Source organism: Fibrobacter sp. UWB2, assembly GCF_002210425.1.
Lineage (GTDB): Bacteria > Fibrobacterota > Fibrobacteria > Fibrobacterales > Fibrobacteraceae > Fibrobacter > Fibrobacter elongatus.
This window is the reverse complement of sequence record NZ_MWQK01000002.1, coordinates 674362-686621: the sequence shown is the minus strand read 5'-3', so window position 1 is coordinate 686621 and position 12260 is coordinate 674362. Positions and strand designations below refer to the sequence as shown.

Here is a 12260-nt window from a genome sequence, read left to right as displayed (position 1 = left end):
ATTTACAGCCAATAAAGATTTTTAACGCAGCAATACGGAAAGGCTTGACAGAGCCTTAAAAATAGTGTATATTCGTGCAGTAGCACAAAAGTGCATATTTTGGAGATTTTATGATAGAACGGGTTCGTGGCATCTTGGTACAAAAATCCCCCACATTTGTAGTTGTGGAATGTGCAGGAATTGGTTACGGCATCAATATTTCGGCATTTACGGCAGGCAAGTTGCCCGAAGAAGGGGCCGAAATCACTTTGCACACGAATCTCGTCGTACGCGAAGATTCCATGACGCTTTTTGGATTTGCGGATACGACAGAAAAGAACCTGTTCCTGATGCTTCTAGAGGTCAACGGAGTCGGTCCAAAGCTCGCACAGCGGATTCTGAGCGGGAGCACGCCAGCAGACCTTTTGAACATGATTGCTAGTGACAACAAGTCCGCACTTGGCAAAATCAAGGGGCTTGGCAAAAAGACCTGTGAGCAAATGACATTAACGCTCAAAGAAAAGGCCTCGAACATGTTACAGGCCCTCGGCGATGTCGAGGGCAGCGGTATTACAAGTGTCGGAGCGTTGACAGGAGCAAAGCTCGAGGCCGTTTTGGCTCTGCATACGCTTGGAGTAAAGGACCCAGCAGCAGAAAAGGCTGTCGTGAAGGCAGTAGAGGTTCTTGGAGATGCGGCAGATGCCGCAGCACTCATTCCGGAGGCTCTCAAGTATTTGTAAAATGGTGCCCCCGGCACGGAGGCCGGGCATGACAAGGATAGACGGCGGACGAGACAGGAAAAATATGGAAGATCAGCGTATAATTTCACCGCAGAAGTGTTCTTTTGACGAAGGCGATACCGACCGCAACTTGCGACCGCCTAGCTTGAGTGAATTTACAGGCCAGGACGACATCAAGGAAAGCCTTTCTATCGCCATTGAAGCCGCAAAACAGCGCGGCGATGCGCTTGACCATTGCTTATTTGCTGGTCCTCCGGGACTCGGCAAGACTACGCTATCAAGCATTATCGCCAAAGAGATGGGCGTAAACATCCACATCACAAGCGGTCCCGTGCTCGAAAAGGCGAGCGATCTCGCGGGACTCCTTACAAGTTTACAAGAAAATGATATTTTGTTCATCGATGAGATTCACCGATTGAACCGCGTGGTCGAGGAATACCTCTACCCCGCTATGGAAGATTTTCGCCTTGACATCATGCTAGATTCTGGACCTGCGGCAAGAAGCGTAAACCTCCCGCTCAAGCATTTTACGCTCGTAGGCGCCACCACCCGCAGCGGGCTTTTGACCGGACCGCTCCGTGACCGTTTCGGGCTGCAGTATCGCCTGGAATTATACAACGAAAAAGACATTGTCAAAATTTTAATGCGTAGCGCACGCATTTTAGGCGTAGAACTCTCGGAAGAAGCAGCCAAAATTCTTGGCGGGCGGTGTCGCGGGACGCCACGTGTGGCGAACCGCGTGCTCAGGCGATGCCGAGACGTGGCACAAGTGCGCGGAACGGGAGTCATCGACGAACGAGCAGCACTCAAGACGCTCGAAATGCTCGGCATCGACAGCGAGGGTCTCGACCCGACCGACCGCAAGATTCTCGCAATGATGATTGACAAGTTCAATGGCGGGCCCGTCGGACTTGGCACCATCAGCGCCGCCATGGGCGAAGAACCGGATACACTCGAAGAAGTCTACGAGCCGTACCTGCTCCAGAAGGGGCTTATTTCACGCACTCCGCGCGGCCGTATCGCCACGCAGAATGCCTACAGGATGCTCCACAAGCCGATTCCAAAGTCCATGTTCAACGAACAGACTGAGCTTGAGCTGTAAAGCAATTTACTTTATCCGTTTTCTCGTCATTGCTTTAAGTCCTGCGGCTTCGGCGCGGACAATATAGGTACCCTTGGGGTAATTTGCGGGAATAGTCCAGCCATTTGTCTCGCCGAGGCAATTTCCGTTCATATCGAATATGGTGTATTTCGAATAACCTTGATTCGCGAAAGGCGATTTCGGGAGAGCGATTGTCTCGTCATTTGAGCTAGACTTGCGCACCTTGAGTTCTTTCGCCATGAACTCGATGATGTAGGAGCCATCGCTTTCAGGAGACAGTTTTTTGCCACCCTGTTCCACAACTGCATTTTCGCCAACGCTCTTCGTATCGATTTTCACACGCAGCGGAACGCTTTTCGGCATGTGTTCATTCGGGATTTCCCATTTCACCGTAAAGCCATCGTCTGTTAAAGTCGAAGTTGCGGCATCAACCACAAAGTGCGCCCGATGGTAAGCGCCGACAGTCCCGAACGGAGCAGTCCACAATTTATTTTCGACGGCATGTTCAAAAATTTTCTTGATGTCCGATGGATCAATAGCATAGTCATCCCCCGCATCGTCCGTGACACCGTGATTCAGCACAACAAGCCAAGAACCACCCTTCACCTGCACGTCCCAAGGGTTTGCGCCTTCGAAATTTCCAATGAAAGCGGCCGTATCAAGCGCCGAAAGCATTTCGGTAACGGTCGCACCCGAGCGCGTCCAGATTTTTGCCTGAAGACTCATCCAGTCCGGTTCCGTATCCCAATCGTTACGGCCATGCCAACCGCAATCGCGATTGATGAAATGCCGCTTGGCAATCACGCTTTTGATTTTGTCATTGTTTTCGCAGAACGGAGTCGCAAGAGAAGTCACCTTCACATCGGCGCCCTCCTCAGCAAGCGTACTTTCAATTGTATTTGCAAACTTGACGATTTCTTCTTCAAGTTCGCTATCGCTGGCTCCGGTCAAATGCGGATGCGACTGGGTATGGTTCCCAATCTCATTCCCCGCTTTCGCAAGCGCGGCAAAACCCGCGGCATTCTGCGTCAAGCCATTCCCCATGCTCGTCAGGAAAAACGTCACGTGGACATCCGGCAGGTCATCTAGAATCGGTTTAAGATTTTCCACCTGGTTTGCGTAAGCATCATCGAAGGTAAAACTTACAGCCCCGACATAGCCGTTCCAAGGAATGGTTTTTATAGGAGTTTCTGCCATACAAAGTCCTGCCAAACTAAGGGAAACAGAGCTCGCCACAACCGCGGCACGCATTGCTCGTTTCAGAAAAAATATTTTCATAATTCTAATCCATTAAATATCAATAAATATAGTTCATGACCGTAGATTGTAGACGTTTTGTCAATGGTAAACATCGCCTCATTGGACATTTATCCGCAAAGTGAAAGTATGTTTATATTGGTAAATTATGTGTTCTAGAACCTTAAAAATTGCGTTTTTAGCCCTTTGGGGCGTGGCAGTGAGTAGCGTTTCAGCCCTCGGCCTTGCCGACGGTGCCGCAAAGTTCGTCGGCAACATTCCGATTGATGGCGAAGTTCCGTCTGATTTCGCGAAATACTGGAACCAGATTACCCCTGAATTCGAATGCCTGTGGGTCCAAATCGAAGCGACTCGTGGCGAATTCGACTTTTCCAAGTGCGATGCCATTTACAACTGGGCAAAAGAGAACGGAGTCCTATTCAAGTTCAACACACTCGTATGGGGCTCACGCTACCCAGGTTGGGTCAGTCAACTTAATGTTGAAGAAACCAAGGATGCCATTACCGCCTGGTTTGATGCCGTCGCGGAACATTACCCCGACCTAGAAATGATCGATGTGGTAACCGAGGCTGGCCGATCAGCGACAAACCAGTACCACTCTGGATTCGGTAGAGGCAATCTCTTTATCGATGCCCTAGGCGGTGACAACGATGGCGACTACAATTTCGTCACTACGGCCTTCAAGATGGCTCGCGAGCGCTGGCCCAAGGCGATCCTCATTTACAACGACTACAATACGTTCCAATGGCAAAGAGATGTCGGAATAAATCTTATCAATACCATCAAAAAGAACGGTGCGCCAGTCGATGGCTACGGAATGCAAGGACATGATTTAATGGCTACGGGCTCCAGCCCGACAAACTGTCTCAACTTCAATATCCTAAAAAAATACCTACAAGAAATTATAGACAGTACGCAGATTCCATTGTTCATTACCGAATACGATATTGCGACTTTGGACGATGAAATTCAGAAAAGATGCTATTCAGAACAAATCTCCCTCTTCATGGAAGAGGAGCATATTGCTGGCATTACCCTTTGGGGCTATATCTACGGCAAGACATGGGCATCTTGCAACGCAAGGGAACAAGGGTGTTCCGGCATTATCAGGGATGGCATAGACCGCCCGGCAATGACCTGGCTCAAGGAGTATTTCAATTTTCAGGAAGATACTACTGCGAAGGATTCGACTATTGGCGATTCCACGATTGCAATCGGTAGCGGCCTCCACCTGCAAGCGAATACCCTCCAGGCATACGACGTCTTTGACGTAAACGGAGTGCGCCTCGGCCGCCTGCGCGCCTACACCATGGACGAGGCCGTCTCGACACTCCAGAACACCCGCGACATCAAGGCCCAAGGCATCTACATGCTCCGCTCCGTGAAGAACGGCATCGTAAAGCAAGTGCGGATTGCACGGTAAAATCAAATATTAACGTATTCCCGCGATAAGGGTTCCGTCCTTTTTGCGGAGCCCTACAGTGGCAAGGGGAATCTTATCAAGATAGTCTAACTGCTCTAACGTAAAAGATAAGTCCGTCATTTTAAAGCGATATAACGCCAACCATCCCAGAAAGCCCTCTTCATGTTCTTTGTTTCTGCGGGCAAGGGCAAATATTTCATCACAGGTTTTCCCGGCAGTAGATTTACAAGTATGTAGGCCAGACATTCCATCCAGGGCAAACGATTCCATTGTCCATATTCTATGGCTCTGGTGAGATAGAGCAATCAATGTGTCGCCATCTTTTTCAATAGCCCGTTGAATGCGGGAAAAGTCTGTTGAAGACAAATTGCAAGGGTATGCCAAACCGTCTTTAAAGCACATTTCAAACGGAATAACACCGTCACCTTCATAAGGGTGTATTCGCTTGTAATAAATAGAACTAAATAGGTAATCTGTTTCAAAGCGTTCTGCAAAAATTGATTCATCGACATAGACACTATATTTTTCTTCCACCCAAGGTATTTTTTCGGCAGTAAGAACGCTGTCCGGGAAAAGTTTCTTTGAAACAACAACTCGAGCGAACAATTCATCGCATTTTAAGCCATCAGAAGACTGACACAGCGCCTGATAGGTACTGTCGTCATTAAGATATATAGGCGAATAGAACGGATCACCCTTAAAAATCAAGAGGCCATCCTTTAAGACTAAACTTGGAGAGGAATTTTCGTACGCATTATAGTAGACATACTGCAAACGGACCCTTATTCCCTTTTGGGGATCGCTATAGTTCAACTTCTTGGCAAGACTCACAAGCAAGGCTGAATCCAGGGAACAAGGATGTTTCACCGAGACGCTATCAACGTCCGAAAAACAGACGTCGTACAATAATTTTCCACTTGTGCTGTCCAGACTATAATCTGGTTTAAGAAAATCAATGGCGCGCGAATATTTATCATCACTCGTGTCATAAGGAGTGAAATAATTATTGAATTGTGCGGAATCTAGCACCCTATAGGCTTTTACGGAAACCGTCTCGGCCTGCTGGCCACACCCCGCCAAAATCGCTAAAATCAAAAGAATCAGAACTCTATAAAGCATACATCAATCGTAAAAAAGCGCCCTTCACCCATAATTTTACTAAATTGGCGCTCTTTCAGAGCGCAGATAGTGCGGCTCGGTCATGTCAAAGTGTAAACACTTTGCCGCGACACTCACCTTTTACTATCTTTGAACCCGTTCAAATTATAAACCAAGGATTAACAATGAGCAAGAATTACAAGATTGCAGTGCTCCCGGGCGACGGTATCGGTCCGGAAGTGATGAAAGAAGCTGTCCGCGTGTTGGACGTTGTTTCCAAGAAGTTCGGTTTCGACGTGAACGCCGAATGGGCAAACGTCGGTGGTGCCGCATACGACGAAAGCGGTTCTCCGCTTCCGGAAAGCACCCTCAAGCTCGGTGAAGCTTCTGACTGTATTCTTTTCGGTTCTGTCGGTGGCCCGAAGTGGGAACACCTTCCGCCGAACCTCCAGCCGGAACGCGGCGCTCTCCTCCCGCTCCGCAAGCACTTCAAGCTTTTCTGCAACCTCCGCCCGGCCCGCGTTTACAAGGAACTCGCAGGCGCTTGCCCGCTCCGCGCTGACATCGTCGGTGACGGTTTCAACATCCTCACCGTCCGCGAACTGACGGGTGACGTTTACTTTGGCCAGCCGAAGGGCCGCGAAGGTGTTCCGGGCTCCAAGGAAGAAATCGGTTTTGACACCATGAAGTACAGCCGCTACGAAGTCGAACGCATCGCTCGCTTCGCTTTCGACGCAGCTATGCTCCGCAACAAGAAGGTCGCTTCTATCGATAAGGCCAACGTGCTCACCACGAGCGTGCTCTGGCGCGAAGTCGTGAACGAAGTCATCAAGGACTATCCGGAACTCACACTCGAACACCTCTACGTAGACAACGCCGCTATGCAGCTCCTCAAGCGTCCGCGTGAATTCGACGTGCTCCTCTGCCCGAACCTCTTCGGCGACATCCTCACCGACGAATGCGCAATGCTCACCGGTTCCATGGGTCTCCTCCCGTCCGCTTCTATCGCCGAAGGTTCCTTCGGTCTCTACGAACCGGCAGGTGGTTCTGCTCCGGACATCGCAGGCAAGGGTATTGCAAACCCGCTCGCACAGATCCTCTCCGTGGCCCTCATGCTCCGCTACACCTTCAAGGAAGAAGAAGCAGCAAAGGCTATCGAAGCCGCTTGCGAAAAGGTCATCGCTCAGGGCTACCGCACTGGCGATATCTACCAGGAAGGCTGCACCAAGGTCGGCACGACTGGCATGGGCGACGCTATCATTAAAGCACTCGCTTAATCTTTGCGACAAAGCGCACCACAGCGCAAAAAGCGACCGGATTTCTCCGGCCGCTTTTTTATTCCTCCTATCGATTTTATTTTTCTTGAAGAGCCTCTATAAACCTTTTTATAAAATCAATGGCGCTATCGCTATTAGATTTTTGTCGTTTCCACACGTTTAGTTCATCAACAAAGAATTCCCTAATCGGAGTATTCGTTGAAAGCGAGCCCTTATTGCCAAAGGCATTTGCAACCTGCAATGGCGATGCATAGGACGACCATTCAACAATCAAATTCTCTAGCAGGTTATTGACAATTTGGTGGTCTTGATTACGAACATATTCTCTTTTGTCAAAATCGAACGTTTCGCCAGAAAGTCCAACGGCACTCATGATTTCTTTATCGGCACGTTCTTTGGCATCGACCAAACTGTAGCCCAAGCGGACTAAACGGTGCAAACGAAAAGTTTCCAAAAATGTCATCGCATTTATATCGACAGTTCTCGTTTTTCTCAAATCGACAATCACACCATACGTCGCCACAAAACGGTCTTTTTCCTGATCAAACATATCAAAGGACCAGTCGCCATTCCATTGCCATGATTCGCTTTCTGCATACGGAGCGATTTCAATTTTCACATACGGGCCACGAAGTGAGACATGGTCAAACGCAAACTCACCTGTAGAGCCATCGCAGCGGCTATAGAACACCACTCCTGTTGTATCCAAGGTAACGGAATCCAGTTCCGCCATCCTTACCATGGTACCCGCATCCGCCACACGTCGCAACATCGTTGAATTTGTTGCGGTCGATGCAGATAGATGCGAGGCATGGCCTTCGACCGTGATATTGTCAAGAGCTACGCGATTATCTTGTTCACTCAAGGCAGGATCCGTCACCGAATCACCGACATCCGAGCAAGCAGTCAACGTTACAGCCACCAACATGGCATAAGCAATTTTAGAAACCTTCATATTTCACTCCAACTCGTTTTTATGATTCAATTACAATTCAATTATTTAACGACATGCAATAGTTAAAGAGAGAATCCGTAGCCGTCGCCACTCCACCAAGCGATTCTACCATCTTACTAAATTCCTCTTGTATTTCTGCATACTCAAGCGATTCGCTTTCAGTTCCATCGGCACATCTAAACCTTAGAGGTTGAGGATTGTCACAAGGACGTGAAACGTCATCTGCTGATTTCTCTGCATGCAAAGCGCTCAAGCTATCAAGGGTACTTTTTAGACATTTTTTCGATGAATCAGACAGTGGTACAGAATCATTTTCCGCATTGTATTTTTTGTCCGCAAAATTCAAATAGTTCCAAAACGCAATATGTGAAAAAGCTTTTTCTTCTGAGTAGTCGCACTCACAGAAGGTTTCGAGCACCGCAATCGGTGCACACGTTTCATTGACAGGATGAAGATTCGTCGTTGGAGAATTAGCCAAATGGTACCGACCAATACTTATAATATTAAAGTTTGTATTTGTCTCACTAAAGTGGAAGTAGAAACGCACTCCTTTTAAATGGGCGACAACATTTTCAATTGGAACGAATACCCATTTGGGCATTTTTTCATAACCAGCTAAAGATGCAGTTAATCCAAATTGATTCCAAGGGAAACACAATTCTTTACTTTCAGACAAAGAATCATCATCTTTATCCACGGGAGGACGCAACGAGACTGTATAACTAAAGACATTAAGTAAGTCAGCAATTGAATCATTGGGTAAAAGTTCCAGTTTAGCAACATTCCCCGAATATTCAACACAAATTCCCTGCATGACGCTAACATCCGCGTCTTCTACATTGCCCGAAGCATCCTTCCCTGCAAAATAGAATTCAACATAAGCACGACCATTTGATTTGACATACGCTGCAGCGGAATCAACTTTATTTTCAATCGGTTCATATACGACCTTTCCGCATAAGCTACCACCACACTTGTCTATAACATCGGCAAGTGCCATCGAATCATATTCTGCTGTAGCTGTTCCAGGCCAATCAATGCTAACACTGTTATAATATCCCTGTTCTACATGCCATGTCCAAATACCCGAAGTATTCGTCCCGTTATCGTAACCAGTGCGAACGCGGTATCCCGATGTACGGCTCCACATTTCAGGCGACCAAATGCAACCTTTTTCAATGGCTTCCAGTGAATCCGTCACGCCCATTACACTGCACAGCACAGGCGTGTTCGGCATTAAATTATTTTCCATATTCGGGACACTCGTCGAGCCCGAAATCTGCGAAGCATTGTCGGAGCATGCGGCAAACAAAACAGCCCCGAGAGCAAACAAACTATAAAGCTTTTTCATACGATGCCTCCTGCAGATCAGTCTTTTAACGACATGCAATAGTTAAAGAGAGAATCAGCAGATGCAATCATTTTTTCTTCAATCGGTTTTTCAATCTTATCCATATATTCCCCGTATTTTTCATAAAACTCGATCGTGGTACTATGAGATCCATCAGCGCACGCAAATGCAAGAGGATGAGGATCGTCACAAGGTAGACGACCAAATGCATAACTCCGTCTTATCTCACGTAAACTATCCAGGCTATCAAGGGCATTATCTAAACATTCTTTCGTTAAATCAGAAAGGACATTATCATTTTCAGCATTATTTTTCCATCTCTCGAGTTGGAATCTTGCCTCAGTCGTAGCCACGTCAAGAGCTCTGTCTTCCGTAGTAAACTCGCAATCACAGTAAGATGCATCCACGTAAATCGGTTCACATGTTTCATCAGAAGGATGAGCATCCGTCATTGGAATTTTAGTTATATCATACCAATCAATACTTATAATATCAAAGTCTGTATTTTCTTCATTATAGTTGAATATGATGCGAATACCCTTTAAATGAGCGAGCACATCCTTTATTGGCACAACTTTAGACCAATCCATTTCACCAGATGTGTAAATTCCAAATCCCCCAAAAACATTACACGTCTTTATACTTTTAGACAGAAGATTTTCAGGATTAAACAAATTTGTACGGATCCCCAAATGAGTAGATATTTTATTTAAATTAGTAATAGAATCACTAGGTATTAGTTCCACAGAAATATCTCCCGAATATTCCACACAAATTCCATGCATAGCGCGGGCATCGATTTCTCCGACATTTCCCAAAGAATCTTTCCCCGCAAAATAAAATTCTACATAAGCACGGCCATCATCCTCAATATATTTCATTGCGGAATCTATTTTATCTTCATTCGGTTCACGAATAACCTTTCCGCACAAGCTACCACCACATTTGTCTATAACATCGGCAAGCGCCATTGAATCATATTGGTCCGTAGCGACACCAGGCCATTCAAACCGAATATTATTATAAACACCCTGATCTACATGCCAAGTCCAAATACCCGAAGTATTTGTCCCGTTATCAACACCAGTGCGTGCACGGTATCCCGATGTGCGGTTCCACATTGTAGGTGACCATATACATCCTTTTTCCACGGCTTCTAGGGAGTCCGTCATGCCCATCACGCTGCACAGCACAGGTGTTTTCGGCATTAAATTATTTTCCATATTCGGGACACTCGTCGAGCCCGAAACCGGCAATGCATTTTCGGAGCATGCGACAAATAAAAGAGCACCGAGAGTAAACAAACTATAAAGCTTTTTCATACTAAGCCACCTCATCTTTATTTAATTTCCAAGTTAGCGGGAACAGTTGCATATTCAAATGATAGATTTGATCGGCATCTTCTGTTTCCGATGCCATTGCGGCAATCTTTTTGCGGAACGCATCGATTTCTTGTGCAATACGTTCGTAACTTTCGCGATTGACCGTAAGGGTCACGCTCGACACGCTGCGCTCTTGCGGTTCAAAGCGTTCAATAGATTCACTGGCAAGTCGCAACATTTGGCGTTGCATCGAGTGTACGGCATAGGCCATGCCTTCCTTTGACGCAGTCACGTTCTTTTCGGTCTGTCGATACGAGCCGTCCTCGCCTTTTTTTAGGAACCCCGCTTTCGTCAGGAACTCTAGCGACTTGCTGACATCGGCAGCGGAGATTTCGTTGCAGCATGTTTTCGCCATCTGCCCTGGGGTGGCCCCATTCATCATCGGTGCAAGTTCGCGAACGACCTGATTTTTCCAACCATCGAAATATTCAACAGCCTCCTTATCGACGACGCGTACTTTAAATTCAAGCGCAATCTGGCGCATTTCTTTCCAATACGGCTTTTTAGCTTCATCGTCCTTGGCATTGCAAAAATTGACGAGCGCAATGAAGTAGTTCGCTTCATAGCCCGCAAGCCCCATTGCCGAAATCATGCGGTTCATAGACACTCGGCTCAAGTTGCTCTTGCCTTCGCTCACAAGTCGCAAGTAAGTCGGTGAAGAGAACCCCGCGAGTTTCGCGAATTCCCGCCAGGAGAAATACGAAGTCCGCTTTTGCGCTTCGTAAAAATCCTTGATCAAGGGATGGTAATCTTTATATTCTGTTATCGGTTTCATGTTACCAAATATACCCTATTTACAGGTTTTTATGACACAAAATATGTGTTTTTAGTTAAAATTCAATATCAAATTTAAAGATTTTTCGTATATGACACAGCATAGTGTTTTGCGATACAAGAAGGCGATTCCCTCCCCATACGCGGATCATGCTCACATAAGTGCTAAAGCACTAAGTGATCAAAGAGATCAAGTCGGGAATGACATGCAAAAGAGGGGATGCCCGCTCGGTGGCGGGCATGACAGTTCAAAAAAAACACCCTGCCGCGGGGCAAGGTGCATTCTGAATAAAGTTCAGCGAACGAATTAAGCGTTCTTCGTGAAGTCCACGTATGCCTTGAGCACGTCGAGGAAGACTTCGTCCGGAGTGTTGTCGCCAACGATGTGGCTGATGATCTTCGGATCGTACTTTTCGAGAACCTTAGCGGTGGATTCCTTGTAAACCTTGAGACGGTTCTTGATGACGTTTTCGTCAGCGTCGTCCTTACGGCCTTCGATCTTGGCGCGGTTGAGGAGGCGAGCAACGATAGTAGCTTCGTCCTTGATGTCGAGAACGAAGATGTGCTTCACATCGACGATCGGCTTGATGAGATCGACCTGAGCAACCGTGCGAGGAATACCATCGAGGAGGAGGGTGTCCTTTTCCGGGTTGAGCTTGTTCGTGTTCACGAGGCCTTCAACAAAGCGGCCGAAGATTTCAACGGTAGCTTCGTCCGGGACGAGGAGACCCTTGCTGGAGTAAGAAGCAAGGAGCTTGCCGGATTCGCTAGACGGAGCGATGCCACGGAAGATGTCGCCCGTGGAGAGGTGCTTGAGAGCGGTCGTAGCGGCGAGCTTTGCGCCCACAGTGCCCTTGCCAGAACCCGGAGCACCGAAGATAAGAACTGCAGAAATCTGAGACATTTATAACCTCATAGGTTG

The 12260-nt window shown here is 47.3% G+C and carries 11 protein-coding genes; 4 read left to right on the top strand and 7 right to left on the bottom strand.

What is annotated here, in order from left to right:
* Positions 1-110: 110 nt before the first annotated feature.
* Positions 111-719, top strand: a complete 609-nt coding sequence (gene ruvA, locus B7982_RS06265; protein WP_109572183.1) for a Holliday junction branch migration protein RuvA — start codon at positions 111-113, stop codon at positions 717-719.
* Positions 720-783: 64 nt separating this feature from the next.
* Positions 784-1821 carry a Holliday junction branch migration DNA helicase RuvB gene (ruvB, locus tag B7982_RS06260; RefSeq protein WP_088659999.1) on the top strand — a complete coding sequence of 346 codons (1038 nt, stop codon included), beginning with the start codon at positions 784-786 and terminating at the stop codon, positions 1819-1821.
* A 6-nt stretch (positions 1822-1827) separates the two neighbouring features.
* On the opposite strand, the gene B7982_RS06255 is transcribed toward ruvB, so the two are convergent.
* Positions 1828-3018, bottom strand: a complete 1191-nt coding sequence (locus B7982_RS06255) for a polysaccharide deacetylase family protein (RefSeq protein ID WP_233138402.1) — start codon at positions 3016-3018, stop codon at positions 1828-1830.
* A gap of 253 nt (positions 3019-3271) precedes the next feature.
* On the opposite strand from B7982_RS06255, the gene B7982_RS06250 reads away from it, so the two are divergent.
* Positions 3272-4501 (top strand): endo-1,4-beta-xylanase, encoded by a 1230-nt coding sequence (locus tag B7982_RS06250; RefSeq protein ID WP_233138401.1) that lies wholly within the window; start codon positions 3272-3274, stop codon positions 4499-4501.
* Between the two features lie 9 nt (positions 4502-4510).
* On the opposite strand, the gene B7982_RS06245 is transcribed toward B7982_RS06250, so the two are convergent.
* Positions 4511-5620 carry a hypothetical protein gene (locus tag B7982_RS06245; protein WP_088659996.1) on the bottom strand — a complete coding sequence of 370 codons (1110 nt, stop codon included), beginning with the start codon at positions 5618-5620 and terminating at the stop codon, positions 4511-4513.
* A gap of 164 nt (positions 5621-5784) precedes the next feature.
* Here B7982_RS06245 and leuB point away from each other — a divergent pair, with 164 nt between their 5' ends.
* Positions 5785-6876 carry a 3-isopropylmalate dehydrogenase gene (leuB, locus tag B7982_RS06240; RefSeq protein ID WP_014547244.1) on the top strand — a complete coding sequence of 364 codons (1092 nt, stop codon included), beginning with the start codon at positions 5785-5787 and terminating at the stop codon, positions 6874-6876.
* 76 nt (positions 6877-6952) lie between these two features.
* Here leuB and B7982_RS06235 read toward each other — a convergent pair whose 3' ends face one another.
* The 5 genes from B7982_RS06235 to B7982_RS06215 all read right to left on the bottom strand — a co-directional run bounded on the left by B7982_RS06235 (position 6953) and on the right by B7982_RS06215 (position 12242).
* Positions 6953-7831 carry a hypothetical protein gene (locus tag B7982_RS06235; RefSeq protein WP_088659995.1) on the bottom strand — a complete coding sequence of 293 codons (879 nt, stop codon included), beginning with the start codon at positions 7829-7831 and terminating at the stop codon, positions 6953-6955.
* Between the two features lie 37 nt (positions 7832-7868).
* A complete protein-coding gene (locus B7982_RS06230) occupies positions 7869-9182 on the bottom strand; it encodes a hypothetical protein (RefSeq protein ID WP_088659994.1) in 1314 nt (437 codons plus the stop codon).
* A 17-nt stretch (positions 9183-9199) separates the two neighbouring features.
* Positions 9200-10504 carry a hypothetical protein gene (locus tag B7982_RS06225; protein ID WP_088659993.1) on the bottom strand — a complete coding sequence of 435 codons (1305 nt, stop codon included), beginning with the start codon at positions 10502-10504 and terminating at the stop codon, positions 9200-9202.
* 1 nt (position 10505) lies between these two features.
* The gene (locus B7982_RS06220) at positions 10506-11339 is read right to left on the bottom strand and encodes a TIGR02147 family protein (RefSeq protein ID WP_088659992.1); all 834 of its coding nucleotides are present in this window, start codon (positions 11337-11339) and stop codon (positions 10506-10508) included.
* Between the two features lie 306 nt (positions 11340-11645).
* Positions 11646-12242: a nucleoside monophosphate kinase gene (locus tag B7982_RS06215; protein WP_014547240.1), complete on the bottom strand. Its 597-nt coding sequence runs from the start codon at positions 12240-12242 to the stop codon at positions 11646-11648.
* Positions 12243-12260 lie beyond the last annotated feature (18 nt).

Excerpts from the sequence above, each read along its gene's own strand:
- leuB (WP_014547244.1), top strand. The coding sequence starts at position 5,785 with ATGAGCAAGAATTACAAGATTGCAGTGCTCCCGGGCGACGGTATCGGT.
- B7982_RS06235 (WP_088659995.1), bottom strand. The coding sequence starts at position 7,831 with ATGAAGGTTTCTAAAATTGCTTATGCCATGTTGGTGGCTGTAACGTTG.
- B7982_RS06245 (WP_088659996.1), bottom strand. The coding sequence starts at position 5,620 with ATGCTTTATAGAGTTCTGATTCTTTTGATTTTAGCGATTTTGGCGGGG.
- B7982_RS06215 (WP_014547240.1), bottom strand. The coding sequence starts at position 12,242 with ATGTCTCAGATTTCTGCAGTTCTTATCTTCGGTGCTCCGGGTTCTGGC.
- ruvB (WP_088659999.1), top strand. The coding sequence starts at position 784 with ATGGAAGATCAGCGTATAATTTCACCGCAGAAGTGTTCTTTTGACGAA.
- ruvA (WP_109572183.1), top strand. The coding sequence starts at position 111 with ATGATAGAACGGGTTCGTGGCATCTTGGTACAAAAATCCCCCACATTT.
- B7982_RS06255 (WP_233138402.1), bottom strand. The coding sequence starts at position 3,018 with ATGGCAGAAACTCCTATAAAAACCATTCCTTGGAACGGCTATGTCGGG.
- B7982_RS06230 (WP_088659994.1), bottom strand. The coding sequence starts at position 9,182 with ATGAAAAAGCTTTATAGTTTGTTTGCTCTCGGGGCTGTTTTGTTTGCC.
- B7982_RS06225 (WP_088659993.1), bottom strand. The coding sequence starts at position 10,504 with ATGAAAAAGCTTTATAGTTTGTTTACTCTCGGTGCTCTTTTATTTGTC.
- B7982_RS06220 (WP_088659992.1), bottom strand. The coding sequence starts at position 11,339 with ATGAAACCGATAACAGAATATAAAGATTACCATCCCTTGATCAAGGAT.